The 25,564-nt window shown below is 40.8% G+C and carries 25 protein-coding genes; 17 read left to right on the forward strand and 8 right to left on the reverse strand.

What is annotated here, in order from left to right; genetic code table 11:
• Positions 1–134 precede the first annotated feature (134 nt).
• The 4 genes from speA to ACZ5WS_RS04485 all read left to right on the forward strand — a co-directional run bounded on the left by speA (position 135) and on the right by ACZ5WS_RS04485 (position 5,143).
• Positions 135–2,015, forward strand: coding sequence for a biosynthetic arginine decarboxylase (gene speA / locus ACZ5WS_RS04470; protein WP_178956728.1), 1,881 nt, complete (start codon positions 135–137; stop codon positions 2,013–2,015).
• Positions 2,016–2,076: 61 nt separating this feature from the next.
• Complete coding sequence (locus ACZ5WS_RS04475; protein WP_464710877.1) at positions 2,077–2,949, forward strand: acyltransferase; 873 nt, start codon at positions 2,077–2,079, stop codon at positions 2,947–2,949.
• Positions 2,950–2,966: 17 nt separating this feature from the next.
• The gene (locus ACZ5WS_RS04480; protein ID WP_464710879.1) at positions 2,967–3,887 is read left to right on the forward strand and encodes an acetyltransferase; all 921 of its coding nucleotides are present in this window, start codon (positions 2,967–2,969) and stop codon (positions 3,885–3,887) included.
• A complete protein-coding gene (locus ACZ5WS_RS04485; RefSeq protein ID WP_055012721.1) occupies positions 3,884–5,143 on the forward strand; it encodes a mechanosensitive ion channel family protein in 1,260 nt (419 codons plus the stop codon). The genes ACZ5WS_RS04480 and ACZ5WS_RS04485 overlap by 4 nt, the downstream gene beginning before the upstream one ends.
• Here ACZ5WS_RS04485 and chrA read toward each other — a convergent pair.
• Entirely contained in the window at positions 5,103–6,254 is a 1,152-nt protein-coding gene (chrA, locus tag ACZ5WS_RS04490) for a chromate efflux transporter (protein ID WP_055012720.1), read from the reverse strand. The two genes, ACZ5WS_RS04485 and chrA, sit on opposite strands and share 41 nt — an antisense overlap.
• Positions 6,255–6,438: 184 nt before the next feature.
• Between chrA and ACZ5WS_RS04495 the strand changes: the two genes are divergently transcribed.
• Together ACZ5WS_RS04495 and ACZ5WS_RS04500 are read left to right on the forward strand one after the other, a co-directional pair.
• On the forward strand, positions 6,439–7,071 hold the full coding sequence (locus tag ACZ5WS_RS04495) for a YiaD family glycine zipper/OmpA-like lipoprotein (RefSeq protein ID WP_010392457.1): 633 nt from the start codon (positions 6,439–6,441) through the stop codon (positions 7,069–7,071).
• A 95-nt stretch (positions 7,072–7,166) separates the two neighbouring features.
• A complete protein-coding gene (locus tag ACZ5WS_RS04500) occupies positions 7,167–7,832 on the forward strand; it encodes a hypothetical protein (RefSeq protein WP_464710883.1) in 666 nt (221 codons plus the stop codon).
• Between the two features lie 14 nt (positions 7,833–7,846).
• Here ACZ5WS_RS04500 and ACZ5WS_RS04505 read toward each other — a convergent pair whose 3' ends face one another.
• Positions 7,847–9,625: an ABC transporter transmembrane domain-containing protein gene (locus ACZ5WS_RS04505; RefSeq protein ID WP_464710885.1), complete on the reverse strand. Its 1,779-nt coding sequence runs from the start codon at positions 9,623–9,625 to the stop codon at positions 7,847–7,849.
• A gap of 87 nt (positions 9,626–9,712) precedes the next feature.
• Between ACZ5WS_RS04505 and ACZ5WS_RS04510 the strand changes: the two genes are divergently transcribed.
• From ACZ5WS_RS04510 to ACZ5WS_RS04525, 4 genes are all read left to right on the forward strand, one after another.
• Positions 9,713–10,111 carry a DUF3224 domain-containing protein gene (locus ACZ5WS_RS04510; protein ID WP_198522212.1) on the forward strand — a complete coding sequence of 133 codons (399 nt, stop codon included), beginning with the start codon at positions 9,713–9,715 and terminating at the stop codon, positions 10,109–10,111.
• A 14-nt stretch (positions 10,112–10,125) separates the two neighbouring features.
• The gene (locus ACZ5WS_RS04515) at positions 10,126–10,308 is read left to right on the forward strand and encodes a hypothetical protein (protein ID WP_178956721.1); all 183 of its coding nucleotides are present in this window, start codon (positions 10,126–10,128) and stop codon (positions 10,306–10,308) included.
• A gap of 9 nt (positions 10,309–10,317) precedes the next feature.
• Entirely contained in the window at positions 10,318–10,935 is a 618-nt protein-coding gene (locus ACZ5WS_RS04520; protein ID WP_178956720.1) for a LysE family translocator, read from the forward strand.
• A gap of 77 nt (positions 10,936–11,012) precedes the next feature.
• The gene (locus ACZ5WS_RS04525; protein ID WP_178956719.1) at positions 11,013–11,555 is read left to right on the forward strand and encodes a PH domain-containing protein; all 543 of its coding nucleotides are present in this window, start codon (positions 11,013–11,015) and stop codon (positions 11,553–11,555) included.
• A 91-nt stretch (positions 11,556–11,646) separates the two neighbouring features.
• On the opposite strand, the gene ACZ5WS_RS04530 is transcribed toward ACZ5WS_RS04525, so the two are convergent.
• From ACZ5WS_RS04530 to ACZ5WS_RS04540, 3 genes are all read right to left on the reverse strand, one after another.
• On the reverse strand, positions 11,647–13,428 hold the full coding sequence (locus ACZ5WS_RS04530) for an alkaline phosphatase D family protein (RefSeq protein ID WP_464710888.1): 1,782 nt from the start codon (positions 13,426–13,428) through the stop codon (positions 11,647–11,649).
• Between the two features lie 67 nt (positions 13,429–13,495).
• Positions 13,496–13,840: a rhodanese-like domain-containing protein gene (locus ACZ5WS_RS04535; RefSeq protein WP_138608299.1), complete on the reverse strand. Its 345-nt coding sequence runs from the start codon at positions 13,838–13,840 to the stop codon at positions 13,496–13,498.
• A 5-nt stretch (positions 13,841–13,845) separates the two neighbouring features.
• The gene (locus tag ACZ5WS_RS04540) at positions 13,846–14,034 is read right to left on the reverse strand and encodes a YgaP family membrane protein (RefSeq protein ID WP_010392474.1); all 189 of its coding nucleotides are present in this window, start codon (positions 14,032–14,034) and stop codon (positions 13,846–13,848) included.
• Positions 14,035–14,163: 129 nt separating this feature from the next.
• On the opposite strand from ACZ5WS_RS04540, the gene ACZ5WS_RS04545 reads away from it, so the two are divergent.
• From ACZ5WS_RS04545 to ACZ5WS_RS04555, 3 genes are read left to right on the forward strand one after another with little or no spacing between them, the layout of a single operon-like run.
• A complete protein-coding gene (locus ACZ5WS_RS04545) occupies positions 14,164–14,466 on the forward strand; it encodes an ArsR/SmtB family transcription factor (RefSeq protein WP_010392476.1) in 303 nt (100 codons plus the stop codon).
• Between the two features lie 5 nt (positions 14,467–14,471).
• The gene (locus tag ACZ5WS_RS04550; RefSeq protein WP_464710895.1) at positions 14,472–17,747 is read left to right on the forward strand and encodes an efflux RND transporter permease subunit; all 3,276 of its coding nucleotides are present in this window, start codon (positions 14,472–14,474) and stop codon (positions 17,745–17,747) included.
• Entirely contained in the window at positions 17,737–18,804 is a 1,068-nt protein-coding gene (locus tag ACZ5WS_RS04555) for an efflux RND transporter periplasmic adaptor subunit (RefSeq protein ID WP_464710897.1), read from the forward strand. Before ACZ5WS_RS04550 ends, ACZ5WS_RS04555 begins: the two co-directional genes overlap by 11 nt.
• A gap of 12 nt (positions 18,805–18,816) precedes the next feature.
• Here ACZ5WS_RS04555 and ACZ5WS_RS04560 read toward each other — a convergent pair whose 3' ends face one another.
• From ACZ5WS_RS04560 to ACZ5WS_RS04570, 3 genes are all read right to left on the reverse strand, one after another.
• Positions 18,817–19,494, reverse strand: coding sequence for a nitroreductase family protein (locus ACZ5WS_RS04560; protein ID WP_464710899.1), 678 nt, complete (start codon positions 19,492–19,494; stop codon positions 18,817–18,819).
• A 203-nt stretch (positions 19,495–19,697) separates the two neighbouring features.
• Positions 19,698–20,375: a TorF family putative porin gene (locus ACZ5WS_RS04565; RefSeq protein WP_138608292.1), complete on the reverse strand. Its 678-nt coding sequence runs from the start codon at positions 20,373–20,375 to the stop codon at positions 19,698–19,700.
• A gap of 292 nt (positions 20,376–20,667) precedes the next feature.
• Positions 20,668–21,831 (reverse strand): hypothetical protein, encoded by a 1,164-nt coding sequence (locus ACZ5WS_RS04570; protein ID WP_138608290.1) that lies wholly within the window; start codon positions 21,829–21,831, stop codon positions 20,668–20,670.
• A 266-nt stretch (positions 21,832–22,097) separates the two neighbouring features.
• On the opposite strand from ACZ5WS_RS04570, the gene ACZ5WS_RS04575 reads away from it, so the two are divergent.
• The 4 genes from ACZ5WS_RS04575 (at position 22,098) to rplE (ending at position 25,559) form a co-directional block, all read left to right on the forward strand.
• A complete protein-coding gene (locus tag ACZ5WS_RS04575) occupies positions 22,098–24,035 on the forward strand; it encodes an AsmA family protein (RefSeq protein ID WP_464710903.1) in 1,938 nt (645 codons plus the stop codon).
• Between the two features lie 274 nt (positions 24,036–24,309).
• Positions 24,310–24,678: a 50S ribosomal protein L14 gene (gene rplN, locus ACZ5WS_RS04580; RefSeq protein WP_008115397.1), complete on the forward strand. Its 369-nt coding sequence runs from the start codon at positions 24,310–24,312 to the stop codon at positions 24,676–24,678.
• 10 nt (positions 24,679–24,688) lie between these two features.
• Positions 24,689–25,003, forward strand: a complete 315-nt coding sequence (rplX, locus tag ACZ5WS_RS04585; protein ID WP_004589210.1) for a 50S ribosomal protein L24 — start codon at positions 24,689–24,691, stop codon at positions 25,001–25,003.
• Between the two features lie 16 nt (positions 25,004–25,019).
• Positions 25,020–25,559, forward strand: coding sequence for a 50S ribosomal protein L5 (rplE, locus tag ACZ5WS_RS04590; RefSeq protein ID WP_010392500.1), 540 nt, complete (start codon positions 25,020–25,022; stop codon positions 25,557–25,559).
• Positions 25,560–25,564 lie beyond the last annotated feature (5 nt).

Genomic DNA, 25,564 nt, shown 5'->3' on the forward strand with positions numbered 1-25,564 from the left:
TGCTCAATCAAATTTTACGCTCTTTAGCGAATAAAGTTAGCTATAAAGAGGGGAAAGTTCAATTTTTGTTAGCTTAGCAGATAGTGACGTATTAAAATGCCCCTTTACACCTAATTTAATAAAGAAGAGTTGCCATGACTTGGGGTTTAGAAACAGCACGTGCTACATACAATGTTGCTCATTGGAGCGATGGTTATTTTGATATTAACGCACAAGGTGAATTGATAGCCTATCCGGATGGCGACCAAACAAAACCTGCCATTTCTTTAAGCCAGCTTACTGAGCAATTTAAACAGCAAGGATTAACCTTACCTGTATTGGTGCGCTTTACCGATATTTTAAAAAACCGTGTAGATACGCTCACCAATGCGTTTACTCAAGCGCGTAGCAACCGTGCATATAATGGTAAATACACCTGTGTTTACCCTATAAAAGTAAATCAACAGCGCTCTGTAGTCAGTAAACTATTGGCACACCCAAGTGGTTTAGTGGGGCTTGAAGCCGGTTCTAAACCTGAACTAATGGCAATTTTAGGTGTGGCAAAAGAGCCTATTACTATTGTATGTAACGGCTACAAAGACAGTGAGTTTTTACGTTTAGCCTGTATTGGTCAAGCAATGGGGCACAGCGTTAAAATTGTGGTTGAAAAACTCTCTGAGCTAACCACACTGCTGGAAGAAATTGATAATTTAGGTATTGAGCCTGCTATTGGTATTCGCATTCGCCTAAATTCGGTTGGTAAAGGTAAATGGCAAAATACCGGTGGTGAAAAAGGTAAGTTTGGCTTAACTGCAGGACAAGTACTCAGTGCAGTGGAAGTGCTCAAGCAACATAACAAGTTGCATTTAATGCAAATGGTACATTTTCATATTGGTTCTCAAATTGCCAATATTCGCGATATTCATCGTGCTTTGCGCGAATGTGCTCGCCATTTTGCTGAATTAACTCAATACGGTGTACCGCTCAATACTGTTGATGTGGGTGGCGGGCTTGGCGTTGACTACGAAGGTTCAGGCTCACGTAGTGCTTGCTCAATGAATTACACAGTTGAAGAATATGCGCGTAATGTAGTAAATGCATTTGCCGAGGTGTGCGACCAACATAACTTAGCTCACCCTGCAATTATTACCGAATCTGGCCGTGCTCTTACTGCACATCATGCGGTGCTTATTACCGATGTGATTGATGTTGAAAAAGCACCAAATCATTTAAACCCAGAACCACCTGTTAAAAACAGTGCCTTAGTATTGGATGAAATGTGGCAGTGTTTACAACGTTTGAACCCGCGTATGGCATTAGAGATTTATCATGATGCAATGCACTTATTTAGTGAAGCACACGATCAATACGTACATGGTTTAGTAAGCATGCTAGAGTGGGCGAAAATAGAGCAGCTTTACTTTACTATTTTACATCGCGTTCGTGCTTCATTAAGCTCTAATGCACGAGCTCACCGCGAAGTGCTGGATGATTTAAACGAAAAACTAGCCGATAAACTGTTTGTGAATTTTTCATTATTTCAGTCGTTACCCGATGTGTGGGGCATTCAGCAGTTATTTCCGGTTATGCCCATCGAAAACCTAACGCAGCCGCTTACTCAGCGCGCTATTATCCAAGACATTACTTGTGATTCTGACGGGCAAATACGTGAGTACGTTGAAGGTGCAGGAATTGAAACCAGTTTACCTATTCCTGAATATACACAAGGTCAGCAGTATCATATTGCGATGTTTATGGTAGGGGCATACCAAGAGATTTTAGGTGACTTACATAACCTATTTGGTGATACCGATTCAGTTCATGTTGAGCTTAATGAGCAAGGATATGTATTAACCAATGCCATTAAAGGTGACAGCGTTAAGGATGTATTAAAATTTGTTGATTATGATAGCGAGTTATTAGCTGATAACTTTGCCACTCAAATTAATAAACTTGATGTATCAGAGCACTGTAAAGAAGGTTACTTAGCCGAGCTTAATGCAGGGCTTGAAGGCTACACCTATTTTGAAGATTAATTTAGTTGCATAGTTAAGCGCGGTCATTTGTGGCTGCGCGATGTTTAAAGGAATAGAAGTAATGTCAGTTATTCGCAGTGTATTTAGTATTTTCTTTTACACAATAAACACTCTTTTTTGGTTTGTACCTATTTTTATTTGTGGCATCGTTAAGCTAATCCCAATTAAGGGACTTCAAAAATTAATGAGCTGGACGGCCAAGCAATGTGCCTCTATTTGGGTGACGTTTAACACGCTAAATCAAACGTTATTAACGCCAACAAAGCTAAATGTAACCGGTCTAGAAGAGCTAAAATTGAAAGATTGGTACCTAGTTATCGCGAACCACCAAAGCTGGGTGGATATTTTAGTATTACAGCGAGTGTTTAACCGCAAAATACCTTTTTTAAACTTCTTTTTGAAAAAAGAGCTTATTTACGTACCTGTTTTAGGTTTATGTTGGTGGGCGCTCGACTTTCCTTTTATGACCCGCACCAGTAAAAGCCAATTAAAAAAGAATCCTAAATTGCGTGGTAAAGATTTAGAAACGACTCGTAAAGCGTGTGAAAAATTTAAAGAAATGCCGGTCAGTGTGGTCAACTTTGTTGAAGGGACGCGTTTTACAGCGCAAAAGCATGCGCGGCAAAATAGCCCGTTTCCTTACTTACTTAAACCAAAAGCGGGTGGTGTGGCGTTTGTAATGCAAGCTATGGGTGAGCAAATTTCTAAGGTGGTAAATGTCACTATTCATTACCCTAAGGGCATTCCTACCTTTATGGATTTTGCAGCCGGTAAAGTAAAACACATTGATGTACATGTTGAAGTAAAAGGTGTTAGTGACGACTTAATTGGTGATTACACTAATGATCCTGACTTTAGAGTACGTTTTCAAACGGAATTAAATCGCGTGTGGGAAGAAAAGAACCAGACGCTCGTTAATTTAAAACAAAAATAAAAAATGAGCTAACAGTTATGCTAAAAAAATGGTTACCTAATTGGTTAAATGGCTTAATTGTTGGCTGTGTTTTATTCGCTAATTTAATAATATTTGGCGCATTAGTACTTATCCTAGGGTTAGTTAAATTGGTTTTGCCCATACCCGTAGTAAGTAAATTATTACACGGTGCGTACAAGGGGTGGTGTAAAGGTAACCGCTTAGGGCTATGGCTAGGCTGTAATGATATTAAAGTTAATATTAGTGGGGAGGTGAATGCCAATAGTTGGTATTTGCTAATCAGTAATCATATTAGCTGGCTTGATATTGCGGTATTAAGCTCGTTGGATGCATTGCCAGCTCCTAAGTTTTTTTTAAAAGATGAGCTTAAGTATGTGCCATTTATAGGCACTGGTGCGTGGGCAATGGGTATGCCCTTTATGAAACGGGTGAGCAAAGCGCAATTGGCAAAAAATCCCAGTTTAAAAGGCCTAGATGTCGAGCGTACTAAGCGTAGTTGCCGTAATTTTCGTCATCACCCTACAACCATAGTGAACTTTGTAGAAGGTACGCGTTTTACAGCGCAAAAGCATAAGCATCAACAAAGTCCTTTTCAGCATTTATTAAAGCCTAAGGCTGGTGGAACTGCTTTTGCCTTAGAAGTTTTAAACGAGCAATTTGACGCTATGCTTAACACTAGTTTAGTGTATAGCGGTAAGTCAGATCATGTGTGTCGTAATATTTTAAAAGGCGAACTAGAGTCTATTAACATTACAATTGAGGTGATGCCAATAAATACACAAATGATTGGCAGTTACCAAACAGATCACGCATTTAGAGCCGAGTTTCAGCAATATTTAAATAATTTATGGATAAAAAAAGATAAGCAATTAAGCGCTCTTCATATTCAGCAAGCTAGTACTGAATTAACTCCCAGTAAGGAAATTGAAATACCATGACCAAAACACACCTACAGGAGCTAATTACTCCTTGGTTTGAAAAAGTCCCCGATGCTTTTTTTCTCAGTGCAATCACTGCCTCATCGATTGGCATCCTTTCTTTATTATTTGTTTACTTATTTACGCGTCGCTTAATGTTACCGGGTATTCAAAAGGTGGTGACTAAACTCTCGCCTGAGCGTATTGGTTCATTGTCACCTATGTTAACTAAGCTCAATAAACGAATTGCCTGTTTGTTATGTTGTGTACTTTTTTTAGCCACATTTGATAGTGTTTATCCCGTTAATGAAATTGCCCAAGAGATCCTTAAAACCATTGGCCAAGCATTATTAATTATTTATATAGGTTTTATTATTAGCAGCATAGTGAGCATTGCTGGCGCTATTTATAACCAACTAGACTTTGCCCGCGAAGTGCCTATTCAAGGGCTAATTCAAGTAGTGAAGCTGATCACCTTTATTGTGTGTTCAATATTAATTGTTAGTATTGTGCTCGAAAAATCGCCGACTTATATTTTATCGGGTTTTGGTGCGATCGCCGCTGTTACTTTATTAGTATTTAAAGATACCATATTAGGTTTTGTCGCCAGCATTCAAATTGCCGCTAATCGTTTAGTGACCTATGGGGACTGGATCCAAGTAGATAACTACGGCGCCGATGGCGAAGTAATTGATTTAGGACTTAATACTGTAAAAGTGCGTAACTGGGATAACACCATAACGACTATACCCACTTATATGCTGGTGGCCGGTTCATTTAAAAATTGGCGCGGTATGCAGGAGTCTGGTGGGCGACGTATTAAACGTTCTTTAAACATTGATATGAACAGCATCTTTTTAGTTGATGATGACTTTAAAGCGCAAATAGAAGCGGCAATACCACTGCAAGAATATATTCGACTAGGCACACTTCCCGATCCGGTGTCTAACTTAGGGTTATTTCGTCGCTATGCAGAGGGTTACTTAAAGCAACACAGTAAAATCAATACCTCGCTCACACTTATGGTGCGTGAACTACAACCGCTTAACCATGGCCTACCGATTGAGTTTTACTGCTTTAGTGAAGACAAACGTTGGATATCGTACGAGCACTTACAAGCTGAAATTATGGACCATTTACTGGCCGTATTACCGGTGTTTGGACTGCGTGCTTATCAAAGTGTCAGTGGGCAGTTAAGCCCAGCTGACGGGGTGAATATGGCGGGCAAACCTAGTATTAAAGTGCCCAATAATGCTGTCCAAGGCCAACACCAATAAAGAGCAATAATAGCCACCAAATAGGTGGCTTTTTCATACGTAGCCACGCAAATGCAGCAATCACTAATGCAATATGCCACACATTATTAATAGCTGAAGTCCAAATGGGCGAATACAATGCTGCAGCTAAAAAACCAACCACAGCGGCATTAAGCGCGGCAATTGAGCTGGCAAAGCGTGGCTTACTGGCTAAATTAATCCAGCTTTTCTGAAATGCCAACATCAGTAAAAACCCTGGGGTAAATATCAATAATGTAGCTATGATTGCGCCCATTATTGGCTGCTCGGTATTTAGCTGCGCGCCTAAGTAGGTGGCTATTGTAAACATAGGCCCAGGTATAGCCTGAGCACTGGCGTAAGCCGTTAAAAATTGATCATCACTTAACGTTGGCACACCCGCTTGAAGTACTGGCAATACAACATGCCCGCCACCAAATACCATAGCACCAGCTTGGTAAAAAGGCGCAAATAACGCAAATTCTTGCCCTATTGGAATAAAGCTAACTCCAAGCAGTAGCGCAAATAAACTAAGTGCAACCCAGTTAACTTTTCCCTGTTCACTGCTAGTTTGCTGTGATAAATCACTTAATTTTAAGAGTGGCCAGATAGCGCCGACTGCGGCCGCAATCAGTAAAATAATAATTTGTGTACTTAACATCGGCAGTAGAACAAGAGCTAGGGTGCTTATAACTGCAATTAGCTTAAGGATTAGATTGCTGCAAAAGCTTTTGGCCATACTAAGGGTCGCATCGGCAACAATTACTACGGCAAATAGCTTCAATCCGGTGATCACAGCAAAATAAACGGCGTCAAATTGGTGAGCACTAATAGCAAGCAGTGTCATTATTAAAAAAGAAGGCAAGGTAAAACCAATAAATGCGGTGATACCACCGAGTACACCTGCACGCTCTACTCCAATTGCAAAGCTAACCTGACTAGAACCAGGGCCAGGCAGAGCTTGGCTGAGGCTTATTAGCTGTGAATAGCGACTGATACTTAACCAGCGCAGCGAATCAACAAAGTGATGTTTAAAGTAACCTAAATGGGCGGCAGGGCCGCCAAAACTCATGCAGCCAAGCAAAAAAAACTGCCTAAAAATCGCAATTAACATAGTGGCCATCGCCTTTTTGATAAATCATTAAAGTGTCACAAATAAGTATGACATTTTTATGAAACGCTATCATTAGTCCGTATGAGGTAAGTAATAATACGTGTTTTACGTTACTCTTCATTTTTGGTTCATACAAATGTTTGCATAATCGCAATAATAAACTCTAAATGAATAGGAAATTACCATGATGTTAACTAAATCACTTTTAAGTGTCACTGTCGTTGCTGTATTACTTTCTGGCTGTGAAATGAATAACACGGGTAAAGGCGCCGCCATTGGTGCTGCAGCAGGGGGAATTTTAGGTAAAGCTACAGGTAACCACAAAGATAAACGTATTTTTATTGGTGCAGCTATTGGTGCGCTAGCGGGTGCAGCTGTAGGTGATTACATGGATAAACAAGAGGCTGCTTTTCGTGACGAACTAGCAGGTTCGGGAGTTGAAGTGGTACGTGAAGGTGATAACTTACGCTTAGTGATGCCATCTAATATTACGTTTGCGACTGATCAATCTTATATTTCATCGGGTTTTCATGACACTCTAAATGCGATAGCAAGTGTAATGAATAAATACGAAAAAACCTACTTAAGTGTTGAAGGTCACACCGACAGCACGGGCAAAGATAGTTACAATATGACTCTTTCAGAGCAGCGTGCACAAAGTGTAAAAAATTACTTGGTAAACCAACAAATTATGGCTGCACGAGTAAGCACGAGCGGCTTTGGTGAATCACGCCCAATTGCCACTAACGATACCGCGAATGGTCGCGCGCAAAACCGCCGCGTCGAAATTCAAATAGTGCCTAATACACAAGGTTAATAGCTAAAACCGCGCAAATGCGTGGTTTTGTATATTTTAATGGCACTTTTGCCTGCGTTAGCTGTCACAAATAGTTCTTCGATAAGGACATATTTATGGCAGCGTGGCGCACGGCAATTATTTTATCAATATGTTTACACGGATTAGTTTTGCTTTTTGTTGCCACATTAAAAGCACCTGACATAAAACCACCGCAATCAACCCCAATTAAAGCTTATATGGTAAGTGTGCCAGCTAAAATTAAAGCAACACAACAAGTCCCTCAACAACGCGCTCATACAAATAAAAATACAGAGATTAAATCTATTGAGCTTATTAATGCAACCCAATCAAAACCACTAAATATTAATTATAAAAAAACAGAGAAAACGACTAAGCCGCTAAATACCACCACGAAAAATACTCAGCCTGTAATTTTAAAGCCTTATAAAAAGATCGATTTAAACAAAGGACTCAACAGTATTTTACAGCAACAAACTGGCTATTCTGATACTGCAAAGAGTGACCCTCAGAAAAAGCGTATTACAGTTTCAAAAGAGCATCCAGGCAAGGTAAAGCCACTATTAAAAATAGAGCAGCAAAATATGCAATTTACCACTTATCAACGAGGTGATAGCTGTTTTAGGAAAGTATCCGTTGGTGCTGGGGTTATGCCAAAAAATGACTTGCCCGATAGTTACATAGCTGGTGTAAAGTGCGATAAAACTAAGCTAACTGAGGCTTACGATACCGCAATGAATAAATGGCTTAAAAAGAAGTAGCAACTAAAATGCAATCAATCTAAATTAAACTGTAATTCACATAGTTTTTGATACAAAGGGTTATTTGCCATTAATTGCTGATGAGTGCCTGTGGCTTTTATTTCGCCATTTTCCATTACTACAATCATATCGGCATGTTTTACCGTGGCCAGTCTATGGGCAATAATCAGCGTTGTTCTATTTTGCATTAAGTGCTCAAGTGCAGCCTGAACATCATGCTCGCTTTGCGCATCAAGCGCGCTGGTAGCCTCATCAAGTAGCAGTATCTCAGGGTCTTTTAAAATGGCGCGAGCAAGAACAATACGTTGCTTTTGCCCACCCGATAGCCTTACACCTTGCTCACCTAAGAAGCTGTTATAGCCTTGTGGTAACTGTTTTATAAATTCATCGGCATGGGCATGTTTAGCGGCTGCATAAACTTGCTCGTCACTGGCGCTTGGGTTGCCATAGCGAATGTTATGCATAACATCAGAGCTAAATAAAATCGGGTTTTGTGCCACCATCCCCATTTTGTTGCGTAAGGTGTTTAACGACAACTGTTTAATATTTATATTATGAAACTTAATCGCTCCGCTAGCAGGGTCATAAAAACGCTGTAACAGTTCAAACAAGGTGGTTTTACCGGCACCTGAAGGGCCAACAATAGCCACGGTTTTACCTGTTTCAATATTTAAGCTGATATTGTTTAATGCGCTTACATCTGGGCGAGAAGGGTAATTAAAACTAATACCTTCAAGTGAAATTGCACTATTACTGGTAGTTGTATGCAACTGATCATCTTGTGGAATTTCGGGATTTTGTATTTTACTTTCAACCGCAAGTAGCTCGATTAACCTTGCTGCTGCTCCTGCGGCGCGTTGTAATTCACCGTAAACCTCTGCGACGGTGGCAACCGACATGGCCACCATAATGGCATAAAATACAAACGCGCCAAGTTCACCGCCCGTCATAGTGCCTGCGAGCACATCACTACCGCCTACCCAGAGCATGGCACTAATAGCGCTAAAGGTAAGAAAAATAACTGCTGCAATTAAAAACGAACGTTGTTTAATGCGGCTTTTGGCAACGTTAAAGGCCTTTTCAGTTTCATTAGCAAAAGCAGATTGCTCTTGCTGTTCATGGCTATAACTCTGTACCACTTTTATATTTTGAATGATCTCACCCGCGTAGGTGCTGATATCTGCAATCGCATCTTGGCTAGAACTTGCAAGTTTGCGTACCTTTTTACCAAAAACTAACATAGGCACCAGTACTAAAGGGACGCAGGCCACGACGACTAAGGTAAGCTTTAAATTAGTAACAAGTAGCATAATTAAACCACCGACTAACATTAGCGCGCTTCGCAGCGCCATAGAAAATGATGAGCCGATAATAGATTGTAATAAGGTAGTGTCGGTAGTGAGTCGCGACATCAGCTCGCCACTGCGGTTTTCTTCAAAATAACTCGGATGCAAAGTAACAATACGATTGAATACAGCTTTTCGAATGTCATTACTGACTCGCTCGCCAATCCAAGACATTAAATAAAATCGGCTGAATGTACCCACCGCCAATAAACTGATTAAGCCAATTAATACCAAAACAGCTTGTTGTAATTGCGCTTGAGAACCGGCAATAAAGCCATGATCAATCACAAACTTAACGCCTTGGCCTAGCGATAAATTAACCCCTGCGGTGGCAAGTAATGCTACTAGAGCCCCTAAAACCACCCATTTATAAGGCTTAATAAAATTGAATATAGGGAATAAAGCGCTAAAGGCGGCTTTATCTGAAGCAGGCTTGTCTGTAGGCATAGTAGATTCTTATTGATGATTAAGGTATAGATATGGCATCAATAGATTAAAAATCAATAGTATTAAAAATCATCAACAGGGAAAATTATGACAACTAAACAGATAACAGGCGAGTTTACCGTTACATTAGCGCCTATAGAAGGGTATGCACATGGGCAGCAAGGCGTTAATTTAGGTCGGATGTCGATTGATAAACAATTTACTGGTAGCTTAACGGCAACTAGCCAAGGCGAAATGCTTAGCGCCATGACTCCCACCCAAGGCAGCGCTGGTTATGTTGCAATAGAGCAAGTGATAGGCGAGCTTGAGGGCAAGAAAGGCAGTTTTGTACTGCAGCATTTTGGGCTGATGGACAAAGGCCAAGACAGCTTAATTTTAAAAGTGGTACCCGACTCAGGCACTGATGAGCTAGCAGGACTAACTGGCAGTATGAAAATACGGATTGAGCAAGGGATTCATCATTACGATTTTGAATACAGCCTATAAAGCAGGTATTTGTAATGCAAAAAGTAATTGAATTCAGAAAGTCCCGTTTTTTGGGTGGGGTAGATATAGTCGCACTAAATGATCGCATACAGGAATTAAGCCAAGACGGTTGGAAAGTAATAAACGCAGTGCCATTGACAGGCTTTTATGGGCAGGTGCATGGTTATGCATTACTTATTGAAAATGAAGAAATATAAGGGTTACTAATGGCGTTATCATTATGGTTGAGCTTAGCACTGGTGTGCATGATGGGGGCAATGTCGCCTGGGCCCAGTTTAGCTGTGGTATTAAAACATAGCTTAAGCGGTGGCATGAAAAATGGCATGCTGGCAGCATTAAGCCATGGTTTTGGAGTGGGCTTATATGCCGCAGCTTCACTGTTGGGATTAGGTGCATTGATGTTGCAATTTCCTACTGTGTACCAATTTTTAGTGTATTTAGGGGCAGCCTATTTAGCGTATTTAGGTTTGAAAATACTATTTTCAAAACCCAGCGACAGCGAGCTACATATTCAGCAAAGCGACGTGAGCAGTTCTAAGGCGTTACAAGATGGCTTTGCCATTGCATTTTTAAACCCTAAGCTAGCAATTTTCTTTCTGGCATTATTTTCACAATTTATTGACCCAGAGAATCTTACTCTAAGTATTGGCGTTGTTATGTGCTTAACGGTTTTCGTGATAGATACCGGCTGGTATTTATTGGTAGCCTTACTCACTGAGGTGTCTAAAAAGCGCTTTGGTTTTACTAAACAAAATATATGGTTAGATAGGCTGTTAGGTGCGGTATTTATTGCGCTGGCAATTAAAGTGGTTATTGGATTGTAACTATCAAGGTGGTTGAATTGTGTACAACTTATAATTAATGTAACTTAAAAATACTATAATTTAAAAGTAATAAAACTATGTCTAATATAACTTTAAAAAGTGCCACTTTTGATAACAAGGTAAAACAGTACTGGATGTGCTTAGCTGCAATATTTAGCCTTTTTCCAGTTGTAACTATTATACTTTTACCCGTTGTATTACTTTTAGTGTGGCTAGTCGCAAGTAGAGTATTAGCCGCTATGTCGGCCGATTTACTAGAGCGCAAGCTAGTGGTTAAACGCGGTATTTTATTTAAAGAAGAAAAATCGATTCCACTAGAAAAAATCACTGATGTCGGGTTGAGTCAGGGGCCGCTAATGCGCATGTTTGGCTTATACCGTTTAAGTTTTGAAACAGCAGGACAGTCGGGACATGGTGCGTTGGTATCGTTACTTGGGGTAGTTGATGCCAGTGAATTTCGTGAAGCCATTTTAACGCAAAAAGATAACCTCACTGCAGAACAACCCGTTCAAGCAAAACAAGACGAGCCACCAAGCCAAGTCGAACTGATTCGCTCATTGACCTACAGTGTAAAAAATATCGAGCAAATGTTAGTTACTTTATTGGATGAGAAAAAGTAACCAACAGCTCTCTTTGAAAATAGGTTATTTTTATTAAACCAATCTAAGGAAGTTATGAGCCTTAGATTGGTTTTCTCGTGTTTAGAGTAATTTACCCTTGTATTTCAGGCTGACCTGCTAGCATACGTAATTCTTTGCTGCGCTCGGTTTGCATTTCGTAAGAGGTTGTTTTTATGCTGCTTACATAATTCCACTTAGCACTTGCTTGTTCTTGAGTGAAGGTAACTGTTAGATAACCTCGGTCAGCCAAATTGCTATAAGCCAAGTCGTTTACAAGTAAAGCAAGAACTTGCTCCATTTGAACTGTAACTTCAGGGCCCTGTGTATTTAGTGCTAAGTATTTTTCAAGACCTGGCGAAGACACTGAAGAGGTGGCAAACTCAACTCCCGCATTTTGTGATGCGGCTATTGGATTGCTCGCATCAGTTTTTAATTGCCCAGCCCAACCATTGTGAGTATCGCCGGCTAACACCACTAAGTTTTTTTGTGCAGCAATAGCTGTACCAAGCAGTACCTCACGCTCATAGGCGTAGCCGTCCCAGGCATCTAAATTGTAAGGTGCGGTGGTATCAACACGCGCACGCTCTGCATCAGTTACTGTTGGATCACCAGCTAGAATACGGCCTTTAATTTGTGCCAGCTCAGCAAATAATGCTGATGCTTGAGCAAGCAGGGCGCCAGTGTCTGCACCATTTGCTTGGCTTACTTGTAGGCTCACTAAAAGCTGTAGTACTTCAAACGGCAGGTGCATCTTGGTCATTAACACTTGTTGGCCAAGTACTTGCCATTTTGAGTTTGAGGTTGTCATACCATCGGTGAGCCAGGTTAGTTGTTCACTACCCAGTAATGCGCGTGTGGGCGAACTAACAGCACTAACAAAATCGCTTTGCCCTTGTGCGCTAGTTAAATCAAAATCAGCATAGTTGAGTTGTTCATCACGAGCGAGCACACGGGTATCTAGCATGTATAGCGACATTAAATTACCAAATTCAAAACGGCGATAAATACGTTCTTTATCGGCTACATTACGTATAGGCATCCATTCAAAGTAGGCTTGTAGGGCATGTAGTTTACGCGCGCTAAATTCACCTTCACCGTCATTATGGTTTTCTGCACCTTCACGCCAAGTATCATTAGTAACCTCATGGTCGTCCCATACTGTTATAAAGGCGCAATTGCTGTGAGCTGCTTGTAAATTGCTATCGGTGCGGTAGTGGGCATAGCGTTTACGATAGTCAGTTAAGCTAATAATTTCATTGCTGTTATCTTCAGGTAGTAAGCGACCTAAGCTAGTTGCGTCTTCAGTAGCGTAGCCATTATTTCCATATTCGTATATGTAATCGCCTAAATGGAGTACCGCATCTAAGTCAGGTTGCTTTGCTATTTCACCATAAACATGAAAAAAGCCAGCAGGGTAATTAGCGCACGACACAACTGCCAGCTTTACTTGATCAATATTGCCTGTTGGTAATGTTTTACCTGAGCCAATAGGAGAGGTTTTACCATTTGATTTAAAGCGGTAGTAATACGTTGTGTTGGGATCAAGGCCTTGTAAGTCAATTTTGAGAGTAAAGTCTGTGGCTGCACTTATATAGGCTTCACCATCGTGACTAATAGAGGTGAAATTTTCATCTGTCGCAGCTTGCCATTGCACTTTAATACGGCTGGTTGCTGGATCTTTTGGTGTAACGCGAGTCCATAAAATTAAGCTATCTGCTAGTGGATCGCCACTAGCGACGCCATGGTTAAAGCTAACGTCAATAAAATTATCATCTTCATCATCAAACCGACAACCCGTTAACCCTAACGATAAGACTGCGACCCCAAATCCTGCTGCCGAGGCTTTTAAAAAAGTTCTTCGTGTAAGCGTCATTGCTTTGTACCTATAAAGTATAAAAAGCAAATCGTACCACATTAAGGTTACTTTTTTGTTAAAAAAATTAGAATGTATTCAACACTTTCGTTGCATCACAGGTGATAACTGTCACATTTCTGTAACCTACTCGAGTCAGTGCCTCAGCACTTAATGTTGCACGCGCGCCACTAGCGCAATGTAAATAAATAGGACGGGCTGCGTCTTTTTCTATTTCCATAAGTTTCATTTCAAGTAACCCGCGTGGAATGTTAATTGCGCCAGTAGCTGCTTTGGTGGCATGTTCAGCGGGTTCACGCACATCAATCAGTAAGCCTTTATTTTGCTCAAGTTCTTTCTTTGCTTGTTCGGCATCAATACGGCGCTGATTAGGAGTAATTATTTTTAGTAAATCGGGAATGGGTGTAAGCATGGTGTTTATTCCTTAAAGCCAAGTTTGCGTAATAGAGTGATCATTGGGCACCAGCTAGTAAAAGCTGATTGAATTAAATTTACTGCGATAAAAGCTGTAAAGTAAATCCACTTAGGATCGTGATAAGTTTGCAATAAAAGCGACACAATAATCATTATGCCAGCGATTAGTCTGAGTGCGTTATTTAGCTTCATTATAGTAGGCCAGTTATTTAGTTCAGTACAGTCACTATATTAGATTTATCTATATTAGTAAAATCTAATATTAGACTTTTCTAATCTAACGTCTTATACTCAGACTCTATTTTAGAATAAGAGCATAGTATGAATATTGACTTTACTGCCATGGCCGGCAATGTAGAACAAGCCGAGCAGCTATTAAAAATTTTAGCCAATAAAAATCGCTTGATGATTTTATGTTCTTTGCAAGATTCAGAAATGAGCGTATCTCAGCTCAATGAAGCCGTGCCATTAGCGCAGTCTGCGTTATCTCAGCATTTAGCAGCGTTGCGTAAAGCAAACATTGTGGCTACGCGCCGCGAGAGCCAAACAATTTATTATCGTGTCATTGATGAAAATGCAGTCGTTTTGCTTGGTACCTTGTATGGGTTATTTTGTAAGGGCTAAGTGCGATGAGCTTAATAGACAATGCGGTAAAAAGTAGTTTAAGTGGTCGCATTCCGATTGTTATTTTTGTGATGTCTTTGTTACTTGGGGTATTTGCACTAAATCAAACACCTCGAGAAGAAGAGCCGCAAATTACTGTGCCCATGCTCGATATTTATGTATCAGCACCTAACGTTGAGGCGCCTGAAGTCGCTAGGTTAGTAACACAACCGCTCGAGAAGTTACTGGCTCAGCTGGTGGGAGTTGAGCATATTTACTCAACCACACAAACTAACAGTACAGTGGTTACGCTGCGTTTTGAAGTAGGGCACAACCGCGAACAAGCTATTTTAGATACCTATGCAAAATTAAATAGTTATCAGCATACAATGGCATCGGTGATCAAAAGTTGGCAAATTCGCCCAATAGAAGTAGATGACGTGCCGATTGTGATGTTAGGTCTCTACAGTAAAGACCCGCAACTCTATGGTGATTACGAACTAACCCGTTTTGCTAACGAAATTGCTAATAATTTACAACGCATTGAGCATACCAGTGAAGTTAAAGTAATTTCAGGGCGTACACGCACTCTTACCATTAATTTAAATGCCAGCGCACTGGCTGCCCATCAAACCACGGTAAACGATGTTTTTTACGCATTAAATGTATCAAACCAACTCACCCAAGTGGGAAATGTGGTTGATAATCAGCAGCAAATTGCTATTCAGGCAGGTGATGTACTAAGAACACAATCAGCGGTAGAGCAATTAGTTGTTAATGTGGTTAATGGTAAAAGTGTTTACTTGATGGACATTGCAACAGTCAGCGATGGCCCTGGTGAAACTGAGCATTACCAATGGTTAGCGCAATCTACTGATCAGCAGCAGTTGCCTATGGTTACTTTAAGCGTAGCCAAGCAAACAGGGACTAATGCGGTTGCTGTTGCAAATGATGTTCATACCATGATGAATGAACTTGCAAATACCTTATTACCACCAGAAGTTAGCTATACAGTACTCAGAGATTATGGCCAAACTGCGAATGAAAAAGTAAATAACCTCACATCAAGTTTAGTGTTTGCAGTGTTTACTGTGGTGATATTTGTTGGCGTGTTTTTAGGTTGGCGTCCTGCCGTGGTGGTTGGGCTGGCGGTTCCTATTTGTTATGGCATTACACTCTCATTAGATTTTGCATTTGGTTACACCATTAACCGGGTGACCTTATTTGCGCTTATTTTATCATTAGGCTTACTGGTAGACGACCCTATCACGGGTATTGATAATATTAGTCGCTTTATAAATAACAAAGGCGATAAAAAACAGCATGTTGTTGGCGCAATGAGCGAAATTCGAAATGCTTTGCTTATGTCGACACTCACTATAATGGTGGCGTTTATTCCACTGGCGTTTATTACCGGCATGATGGGGCCATACATGGCACCTATGGCGTTCAACGTGCCCATTAGTGTCATGGTGTCTACTTTGGTAGCCTTTTTTGTCACCCCATGGTTGGCAATGAAATTGCTTAAACCAAGCACCTTAGAACAACCTGAGCTTGAGCCTAAAGCGGGTTTATACCAACGATTACTCAGTCCATTACTTGCCTCAAAAGTGCGAGCTAAATGGGTGCTATGGATAACATTAGGATTGTTTATTATTAGTGCCATGTTACCCGTGATGCGCTTGGTACCATTAAAACTCCTGCCCTTTGATAACAAAAATGAGCTGCAAGTACTTATAGATATGCCAGAGGGTACTAATCTAGAGAGCACGGCTGCATTTACTAAGCAGGTTCAAACCCTCACATGGCAGTTAAATGAAGTAAGTGAAATAGCCGCATATGTTGGGCAGCCCTCTAGTATGGATTTTAATGGCATGGTGCGTGGTTATTATCGCCGTGAAGCTGCTAATTTAGCAGAACTCAGAGTATTGCTGGTGAATAAACCAGCACGAGATCATCAATCTCATGGTGTGGTTATGCGGCTACGCGAACAACTTGCTCCTTTAGCAAAAAATGGCATTGTTATTAAAGTGGTCGAGGTACCACCTGGACCACCGGTATTGAGCACTTTAGTTGCTGAAGTGTATCGTGATCCCTTTGTTGATAAGCATACCCATAGGCAGGCTGCTCAACATGTTGCTGCACGTTTACGCAAAGAGCCTCATGTTGTTGAGGTTGATACCTCTTTGGTTGCCCCAGCCCCATTACAGCGCTTTATTACGGATAAAACCAAAGCAGCGCTCAGTGCTGTTGCTACCCAAAATATTGCACAAACACTTAGTATTGCTTCGCAGGGACAACAGGTTGGTGTGTTGTATGTAAGCAATGAAACTCAGCCAGTCCCAATACAATTACAATTGCCTTATAGCGAACGTAATCAGCTTTCACAAATACTTGCGCTGCAAGTAAGAGGGGATAGGGACTTAGCTAAAACCAGTAATGAGTTAGGTATAACAAGTGCACCAAGGCCTTTAGTATCGCTTTCAGAGCTGGGAGAGTTTAAACCATTAAACGTGGCCGACACCCTAATGCGTAAAGATCAGCGTGACGTTATTTATGTGATGGCCGAACTAAATGGACGCACGCCTGTAGAGATTATTGCGGATGTAAATGCCGATTTAAACGCAAGTGATCATGGGTTTGAAAAAAGCGCGTGGTTAACACGGCACTTTTTTAATAATGGCGGAACCGCGCCATGGCAATTACCGCATGGAACTGATGTTAACTTTAGTGGTGAAGGTGAGTGGCGTATCACCATTGATGTGTTCAGGGATATGGGCATTGCTTTTGCCTTTGCGCTCAGTGCTATATTTATTATTTTACGCATTCAAACTCAATCTGTTAGTTTGTCGCTGATTATTATGTCGGCCATTCCATTAACAGTGATTGGTATTATGCCTGGATTTTGGTTACTCAATCAATTTGGTGAACGCACCATAGCAGGGGCTCCTGAGCCGGTATTATTTACCGCTACTGCGATGATAGGCATGATTGCCTTAGCAGGTATTGTAGTACGTAATTCACTTATTTTAGTCGAATTTATTAACCAAGCACGAGCTCAGGGGATGGCAATAAAAGAGGCACTTATTGCTGCAGGAACGGTACGAATGCGCCCAGTATTGTTAACCGCCGGAACTACTTTATTAGGTAACTTAGTGATCACACTTGACCCAGTATTTAGCGGATTAGCCATAGCAATTATTTTTGGCATCGTGGCGTCTACCGTATTTTCGTTATTTGTTGTACCGCTTGTTTATTATTTAGTGTTTACAAACCCAGAGGAAGAAGCACATGCAGGGTAAATCAAAAATTTTAGGCGCAATCAGTGCATTGGTTGTGGTTATTGTAGCAGTGCTATACATGGCTGGTAGTTTTAGTGATAAACAACCTGCAGGGTTAAAAGAGATTCCAGTTACTCAATATCAAGGTGAGGTGGTCACTGTTGAGCTGCAAACTATTTCGCGAACAGAGCATGTACCGGGGAGTGTAATTGCGAAACAAAACACCCAAATTTCGTCAAATGTAATGGCACAAGTAAAGCAATTCAAAGTACGTGCCGGTGATAAAGTTAGTCAAGGTGACTTATTGATCACCCTTAAGCAAGATGACTTTAAAGCGATGCTGGCACAAAGTGAGGCAAATATTAATGCGGTGCAAGCCTCATTAAACCAAGCTAAAAAGCAACTTATTAGAGTAACTGAGTTACAGGCAAAAGGGTTAGTACCCGTGAGTGAGCTTGATGATGCTAAAGCAAAATTTGATAACTTAACTGCCAATTTAGCTGGAGCAAAGCAGCAGCAAACCCAGGCGCAGGTATCACTTAACTACACGCAAATTAAAGCCCCTATATCTGGTGTCGTTGTTGAACGTTTAGCTGAACCTGGCGATACAGCCACACCTGGTATACCGTTGTTAACGCTTTATAATCCAAAGCAACTTCAACTTGCTTTTAATGTACGAGAGCAACAAGCAGTAAAGCTTAAGTTAGGCGATCGTTTAAACGTGAGTTTACCTTCGCTCAACCTAACAACGGTTGCAAATATCAGTGAAATTGTACCAGTCGTTGATAACGCTGCACGTAGCTTACTGATCCGGCTAGAAATTGAGCCACAGTCAAGAATGATCCCTGGGTTATATGCACAATTGCATTTACCGTTTGAAAACACCCAAGGTGTGCTTGTTAACCCTAATTGGATACATGACTTTGGACAGCTCAGTATGATGTATGTCATTAACGCTGACAAAATTGAGCGTCGTTTTGTGCGCTTAGGTGAGCAGATTGATAATCAGCAACATATTATTACGGGCCTTAAAGCTGGCGATAAAATAGCAGTGGATTATCAACCAATAACTGAATAACCAGAGTTCAGGTTAAATAAAAGTGGCTATTTCATCCAGCGACTTTTTATCAAGTGCATGCAGTGGTACCGTTGCATGCTCATCGGGGTAGCCTGTAATTAATAGCATATAAGGGCGCTCGTTATCTTTGTCGCGACCACAAATATCGGTTAAAAAGCTCATTGGTTTTGGCGTGTGGGTCAAGGTTGCAAGGCCTGCTCGGTGTAGTGCTTGAATTAAAAAACCAGTGGCCAGCCCTACTGATTCATGCACATAGTAATTGGTGTTTTTATCGTCCGTATTTACACCTCCCTTTTTTTGACTAAACACTGCAATCAACCATGGTGCGTGCTCTAAATAGGGTTTATTAGCATCGGTGCCTAATGGTTTTAATGCATCAAGCCATTCTTCGCCTGCGCGACCTTCATAAAATGAGCGTTCTAATTTCTCGGCTGCTTCACGAATTTGCTTTTTAACATCTGCGCTATTAATGGCCACAAAATGCCAAGGCTGGTGGTTTGCGCCACTAGGTGCTGTACCTGCCGCTTTTATACAGGTTTCGATTATTTCTTTTGGCACCTGGCGGTTACTAAAGCTGCGAATACTATGGCGGCGTTGGCTAGTTTGTAAAAACTCATTCGCTCGCTCGAGCATTTCCTCTGGCGGGTATTCTATAAAATCGGTTAATGGTTGGCTTTTGTGATCTTGCATGGCTGTTCGCTTCTTATTTTTAGAGTGTTTGGTTTTTATACCGATAGGCTCATTTCTAAGCAAGTGTTATTAAGCTTATTCAATCATAAAAATAAACTGGCAGTAAAAAAATTTTAGCAAAAACAAATTTGAGTAGCAGTAAGATCTCAATGAAACGAGAAAGGGCCTTGCGGCCCTTAGTGTTGCAGCAAGTAACACATTTTTTATAGGTTAAAGTCTACAGCGTAGGCTACATAGGCTTTTACATCAGAGCCGTCCATGTCGTTATCTGATAGACCAAAAGTAAAACCGTCTTTAGACACCGATACACCATAATCAATGATATTGTCATCACCGATGAAATCGCCTGAGTAATGACCTATGTGTAGCGCCATTTCTGTGCCATTGCTACCAACAGCGAAGCTGTAATCGGCATTTAAATACAATGAATCACCAAAATCAGTACCGTCACCATTGGCAGCAGAAGTTGCAAGTACGGCTGCACCAAATGTAAAACCTTGCACACTAATGCTACCGTAAACTTCAGAAAAATCTGCATCGGCACCTGATGCCGCATCTGGGTACGCGTAATAAATATAACCTACGTCATAACTCACGCTTTCATTGATTGCGCCGCCAAAACCTGCGTATATGTCTAGCTCGTAGGTCATTTCATCGGCCCAAGACGCATTTGACGCCCAAGTGCCCGCATAAAAGCCAGATTCATTAGCGTAATCAATACCGCCAGATACAGCTGCATCGCCCCCAGTTTGCTCTTGTCCGCGCCATAAGTAGTTAGAAGTGGCTGCTGCATTTGCTGTTACTTCAGCAAATGCAGTAGTTGATGTCATTCCTGTTAATGCCAATGCACTGATCAATATTGTTTTTTGTAGTTTTAGCATGTCTTATTTCCCATTGTATGATTTTGCACGCCAAGGCTTTTTATTATGAATGACTACAACCTTTTGTTTGGCGGCATTTTATTATGTTACTAATGGGGTATTTGCACTGTGTGTGCCAAATTAAACTTATTTGTTTATAAATTATTTTTATTATTTAAAACAATGTATTGAAAATAACATGAGGTAGGTATACAAAAGTGATTATTTTAAAGGTTCACTTTGCTGGTGCAAAAAGTAGCCTAGCTGCACCATCAAAGCGCTGCTAGGCCATTTGGGTTTGCTTGTTGATTAATCAACCAAATATGGTGCGCATTAGGGTAATTGTTTCGTTTACGCCACGACCTTTCTGTACTTCGCTAATAATGGAGTCACGTTTAGCACGAATATGTTCTGGGATATCATCAGCAGCAAGAGCGCGGTCCACTAAAATCTCAGCAGATTCTTTACCTCGGCGTGGCGCTTTACTGCTGCTAGAAGTGCTACGTGTAGGTTTATTAAGTAGCTTAATGTAGTTAGAGTTATCAGCAGTGTTAGTATCTGCATAGTAAAAAAAGCAAGGTATAAGCGCTTTAATATCTACTAATTGGGTTTCTAGTTCATTACCAGCGTTGGCCATTTTAAACCATGACATAGCGTGAATACTTTGTACTACATCTTGCCAATAACGCTCAAAGTCGCGGTTATTTAATTTGGTGATACCTAAAGCTGAGCAAAGTGCATCTAAGCGGCTATTGCTTATTGGTGTAAATACATCAGGGCGGCGCATTGCTAATAAGCGGGTGGCAGGTGCCAGTGTTGGTTTTTCATCACTACCATTAAATGCACTCAAGTAAGCAACTACAAATTGCTGATAATCAGTTTGGGCTACATCACCCTCAAGTGGAATGTTGCTAAGCGCATCGTCGAAGGCACCTGGCAGGTCAGCCAGCATCTGGTGAAAACCTTTGGCGCTTTTGGTAGAGGCAAACCATTCTACATCAAAGTTATAAGTACTCGGATCGAGTGATGCCATATGCTTACCGCTAAAAGCGAGTAAGTCTTCAGGGATCATATCTTTTAACGATTTTTCACGTAGGCCTGCAATATAAGTAGTTAAACGTAACTGCTCATCAAGTGCCACCAGTTCTTTATGTTGCTCTACAAACATACTCACTACTGGCCAAGGCGCTACCCGTAATGTTTTTAATTGTAAAAAGCTAATGGCTGAAATAAGTTGGTCATGCAGCTTTTTTAATAATGGTAATTGTGGGGTTTCGAGTAAGTCATAATTAATGCGGTCGCGGCTTGCGCTTAATAGCTCGTAACACCAACCTAAAAAGTCTTCTGGATGGTTTTCCACTTTCACAGCCATCAGGTTTAGGCTTAGCTCTGAAGATTGCTTCAGAATGTTTTGGTAAATTTGACTTTCTTGCTCGCCTAATGCCATTTTTGACGGTGAAATTAGCAGTTTCTTCATGCCTTGTAGACTCTCCGGTTAGATATACTTTTTAGTCGCTTTATTTTAGCTTATTTAGGCTAAATACAACAGGGGCGCGCATCATACCGAACAATTAAAGGAATGTAATCAGAAGCGTGAATCTTTAAGTTTATTAAAGTGAGTCTTCAAAACCTAATTTAGAAAGAGGATAGCTATGGTTAATACATTTTTATTTGTTTAACAATGCTTTTCGCGCTAACTCTCGCTATGATAAGAGCATTATTTGCACGTTTGAAAGGATGATCATGAAGACCTTATTTAAAATTATTGGTGTCATATTATTGCTATGCATAGCGTTAATTGTTGCTGCACCTTTTTTAATTCCTACTGATACCATTTTTAATAAAGTGTCTGAGCAGGTTGAAAAAACAACCGGGCGCACATTAACCATAAAGGGAGATAAAACCCTCAGTGTATTTCCTGCATTAAAGCTGGAGCTTAATGATGTGCATTTTGCCAATATGCCTAGCGGCTCGCGCGCTGATATGGCAAGTATGCAGCAACTTGCTGTTCATATTCCGTGGCTTTCATTACTCGGTGGCGAACTAAAGCTAGAAAAGTTTGTCATTAATGAGCCTGATATTTTGCTAGAAACCGATAAAAGCGGCAAAGCAAACTGGCAGTTATTTGATGCAGTGGCCAAGCAACCAGAGCAACAAACTCAATCGGGTGAGGCAGTCAAACTACCTGAAAACTTTGATATTCAATTAGGTGAAGTCGCTATTTATGGCGGGTCGTTTACATATTTAGATGGTCAAACGGGTGCTAAACAACAAATTAGCGATTTAGAACTGGCTATATTACTGCCTTCACTGCGCAAACAGCTCGAAGTAACCGGTGCTATTACTTATATGCAAGAGCGATTTGAGCTTGATGTAAAACTTGATACTCCAGCAAAAGCGATTGAAGGCGCCACATTTAATGTAAAGCAAAAACTTAACTCACGTTTAGTAGATTTAACGTTTGATGGCAGCATAGCCAAACAAGGCCAAGATATTAATGGATTATTAGCACTTAACGGTGATTCAGTTAAAAATATTGCTAACTGGCAAGGGGTTGACTTAAACGCTAAAGACAATGCGTTTAATGCCTTTAGTATCAATGCCCAAATGCACCTGCTCGGTGAAGAGTTTAACCTAACTGAATTAGTTGCAACGCTCGATGCACTCGAGATTAAAGGTAAAAGTAAGGTGAATCTAGGCAGTCGTTTAGCGGTTAATGCTGATATTGACTTAGGCATGCTTGATTTAAATCCTTACTTACCTGAAACCGTAGCTAAAAAAGAAGCCCCTGCAAAAGGCGAGTCAAAGCCTGCAGAACCGATTGTATGGGATGATACTAAAATTGATTTAAGTGGCTTAAGTGCATTAGATGCAAATATGATTATTCGTTCAAGCGGTTTAAAAGCTAACGACATTAAACTCGGCGCTAACCAGTTTACTGTAGAACTTAAAAATAGCATTGCTAAATTAAGCTTAGATAGCTTTGCCGCTTATGAAGGAACAGGTACAGGGGGGGTTACTATCAATGCCCAAAATACCCCTTATAAAATAGCGACCAACTTCGACTTAGATAAAATAGAGGCACAGCCCTTACTTACTGATGCTGCCGGTTTTGATAAATTAATGGGTAAAGGCTCTTTAAACTGGAATTTAACTACAGTAGGGCAAAGCCAAAAAACGTTTATTAACGCGCTCAATGGTAAGCTGGGGTTCAAATTCGCGGATGGTGCAGTTAAGGGAGCAAACGTAGCGGAAATGGTGCGTAAGGGTAAAGAGCTAGTTAAAGGCAACTTTAATGCCGTGTCTGAGGGATTAGATACAGGATTTGAGGAATCTGAGAAAACAGATTTCTCTGCACTTTCTGGTAGTTTTAACTTTACCAATGGCGTAGGCAAAAATACTGATTTATCGTTGATCAGCCCTTTAATACGTATTTCAGGTGAAGGAGATGTTGATTTACCGCAAACTCTGGTTAATTACCGCCTAGTAACAGGTTTAGTTGATTCTATTGAAGGTCAAGGTACTACCGATGATAGCACTGGCTTTAAAATTCCCCTGAGGATAAAAGGCCCATTTCATGATGTTGGCATAAAATTAGATATAGGCAGTGCGGTTAAAGATGAAGCAAAAGAAAAAGCTAAAGACAAAATTAAAGACAAATTAAAAGGTTTGTTTGGCTAATTTTAATTACTGATATAAAACAAGGCATCGCTGAGATGCCTTGTTTGTTTTATAACCACCTGTAATTTAGATAAATAGCATAAAAAACCAGTTTCTAATTTAGCGTCCGCATTAAATTAATTAAAAAATAACCTACCACTCCCCTCTCAATGCTGATACAATTGCCCGCCCTTAAGAGACATCTAGTATGTTTTTTGAGTGGAATTCAATCGAAATGTCTTGATTTTAAACAAATTTAAGACAAGTTGTAATTACTACACCGGAGGTCATTAACATGATCCAAATGCAAACTCAGCTGGAAGTTGCTGATAACAGCGGCGCTCGCAAAGTGCAGTGTATAAAAGTCCTTGGTGGTTCACACCGTCGCTATGCAGCGATTGGCGATATCATTAAAGTTTCTGTAAAAGAAGCGATTCCTCGCGGTAAAGTGAAGAAAGGTGATGTTAAAAACGCGGTAGTTGTGCGTACCAAAAAAGGCGTTCGTCGTCCAGACGGTTCATTGATCCGTTTCGACAGCAATGCGGCTGTTATCTTAAATGATAACTTGCAGCCTATTGGTACTCGTATTTTCGGCCCTGTGACTCGCGAACTTCGTAATGAAAAGTTCATGAAAATCGTTTCACTAGCCCCAGAAGTACTGTAAGGAGTCTATCATGGCAGCAAAAATCCGTCGTGATGACGAAGTAATCGTACTAGCAGGTAAAGACAAAGGTAAGCGCGGCAAAGTGCTTTCAGTTGTAACCGAGTCTGGTCGAGTATTTGTCGAAGGCATTAACTTAATCAAGAAACATCAAAAGCCGGTTCCACAGTTGAACCAAGCTGGCGGTATTGTTGAGAAAGAAGCGTCTATCGACGTATCAAACGTTGCGATCTACAACTCGGAAACGAGCAAAGCAGATCGTGTAGGTTTCAAGATTGAAGATGGTAAGAAATTACGTATCTTTAAATCTACTGGTAAAACTATCTAATAGTTGGAGTAGAATGATGGCGAAACTGCATGAAGTATATAAAGACAAAGTAGTTGCTGAACTTCAAGAGAAGTTTGGTTTCAGCTCTGTCATGCAAGTCCCTCAGATCGAAAAGATCACATTAAACATGGGTGTGGGCGAAGCCTTAGCTGACAAGAAGATTTTAGATAACGCTGTTGCGGATCTAGAAGCTATCTCTGGTCAGAAACCTTTAATCACTAAAGCACGCAAATCTGTTGCTGGCTTCAAAGTGCGTGAAGGTTACCCGATTGGTTGTAAAGTAACCCTACGCGGCGAGCGTATGTGGGACTTTTTTGAGCGTTTGGTTTCAATCGCTATCCCACGTATCCGTGACTTCCGTGGTGTAAGTGCTAAGTCTTTTGATGGACGTGGTAACTACAGCATGGGCGTACGTGAACAAATCATCTTCCCAGAAATTGATTATGATAAAGTAGACCGTGTACGCGGTATGGATATCACAATCACTACATCTGCGAAATCAGATGAGGAAGGCCGTGCGTTGTTAGAAGCGTTTAACTTCCCATTCAAGAAATAAGGGTA

The organism is Pseudoalteromonas sp. 11L1, from assembly GCF_055397545.1.

What these genes read in the sequence shown, in the direction of transcription:
- ACZ5WS_RS04485 (WP_055012721.1), top strand. Translation starts at nt 3,884, where the DNA reads ATGACCAAAACACACCTACAGGAGCTAATTACTCCTTGGTTTGAAAAA.
- ACZ5WS_RS04530 (WP_464710888.1), bottom strand. Translation starts at nt 13,428, where the DNA reads ATGACGCTTACACGAAGAACTTTTTTAAAAGCCTCGGCAGCAGGATTT.
- rplN (WP_008115397.1), top strand. Translation starts at nt 24,310, where the DNA reads ATGATCCAAATGCAAACTCAGCTGGAAGTTGCTGATAACAGCGGCGCT.
- ACZ5WS_RS04520 (WP_178956720.1), top strand. Translation starts at nt 10,318, where the DNA reads ATGGCGTTATCATTATGGTTGAGCTTAGCACTGGTGTGCATGATGGGG.
- ACZ5WS_RS04480 (WP_464710879.1), top strand. Translation starts at nt 2,967, where the DNA reads ATGCTAAAAAAATGGTTACCTAATTGGTTAAATGGCTTAATTGTTGGC.
- ACZ5WS_RS04500 (WP_464710883.1), top strand. Translation starts at nt 7,167, where the DNA reads ATGGCAGCGTGGCGCACGGCAATTATTTTATCAATATGTTTACACGGA.
- ACZ5WS_RS04495 (WP_010392457.1), top strand. Translation starts at nt 6,439, where the DNA reads ATGATGTTAACTAAATCACTTTTAAGTGTCACTGTCGTTGCTGTATTA.
- ACZ5WS_RS04555 (WP_464710897.1), top strand. Translation starts at nt 17,737, where the DNA reads ATGCAGGGTAAATCAAAAATTTTAGGCGCAATCAGTGCATTGGTTGTG.
- ACZ5WS_RS04535 (WP_138608299.1), bottom strand. Translation starts at nt 13,840, where the DNA reads ATGCTTACACCCATTCCCGATTTACTAAAAATAATTACTCCTAATCAG.
- ACZ5WS_RS04565 (WP_138608292.1), bottom strand. Translation starts at nt 20,375, where the DNA reads ATGCTAAAACTACAAAAAACAATATTGATCAGTGCATTGGCATTAACA.
- ACZ5WS_RS04505 (WP_464710885.1), bottom strand. Translation starts at nt 9,625, where the DNA reads ATGCCTACAGACAAGCCTGCTTCAGATAAAGCCGCCTTTAGCGCTTTA.
- speA (WP_178956728.1), top strand. Translation starts at nt 135, where the DNA reads ATGACTTGGGGTTTAGAAACAGCACGTGCTACATACAATGTTGCTCAT.
- ACZ5WS_RS04525 (WP_178956719.1), top strand. Translation starts at nt 11,013, where the DNA reads ATGTCTAATATAACTTTAAAAAGTGCCACTTTTGATAACAAGGTAAAA.
- rplX (WP_004589210.1), top strand. Translation starts at nt 24,689, where the DNA reads ATGGCAGCAAAAATCCGTCGTGATGACGAAGTAATCGTACTAGCAGGT.
- ACZ5WS_RS04560 (WP_464710899.1), bottom strand. Translation starts at nt 19,494, where the DNA reads ATGCAAGATCACAAAAGCCAACCATTAACCGATTTTATAGAATACCCG.
- ACZ5WS_RS04570 (WP_138608290.1), bottom strand. Translation starts at nt 21,831, where the DNA reads ATGAAGAAACTGCTAATTTCACCGTCAAAAATGGCATTAGGCGAGCAA.
- ACZ5WS_RS04550 (WP_464710895.1), top strand. Translation starts at nt 14,472, where the DNA reads ATGAGCTTAATAGACAATGCGGTAAAAAGTAGTTTAAGTGGTCGCATT.
- ACZ5WS_RS04545 (WP_010392476.1), top strand. Translation starts at nt 14,164, where the DNA reads ATGAATATTGACTTTACTGCCATGGCCGGCAATGTAGAACAAGCCGAG.
- rplE (WP_010392500.1), top strand. Translation starts at nt 25,020, where the DNA reads ATGGCGAAACTGCATGAAGTATATAAAGACAAAGTAGTTGCTGAACTT.
- ACZ5WS_RS04510 (WP_198522212.1), top strand. Translation starts at nt 9,713, where the DNA reads ATGACAACTAAACAGATAACAGGCGAGTTTACCGTTACATTAGCGCCT.
- ACZ5WS_RS04475 (WP_464710877.1), top strand. Translation starts at nt 2,077, where the DNA reads ATGTCAGTTATTCGCAGTGTATTTAGTATTTTCTTTTACACAATAAAC.
- ACZ5WS_RS04515 (WP_178956721.1), top strand. Translation starts at nt 10,126, where the DNA reads ATGCAAAAAGTAATTGAATTCAGAAAGTCCCGTTTTTTGGGTGGGGTA.
- ACZ5WS_RS04540 (WP_010392474.1), bottom strand. Translation starts at nt 14,034, where the DNA reads ATGAAGCTAAATAACGCACTCAGACTAATCGCTGGCATAATGATTATT.
- chrA (WP_055012720.1), bottom strand. Translation starts at nt 6,254, where the DNA reads ATGTTAATTGCGATTTTTAGGCAGTTTTTTTTGCTTGGCTGCATGAGT.
- ACZ5WS_RS04575 (WP_464710903.1), top strand. Translation starts at nt 22,098, where the DNA reads ATGAAGACCTTATTTAAAATTATTGGTGTCATATTATTGCTATGCATA.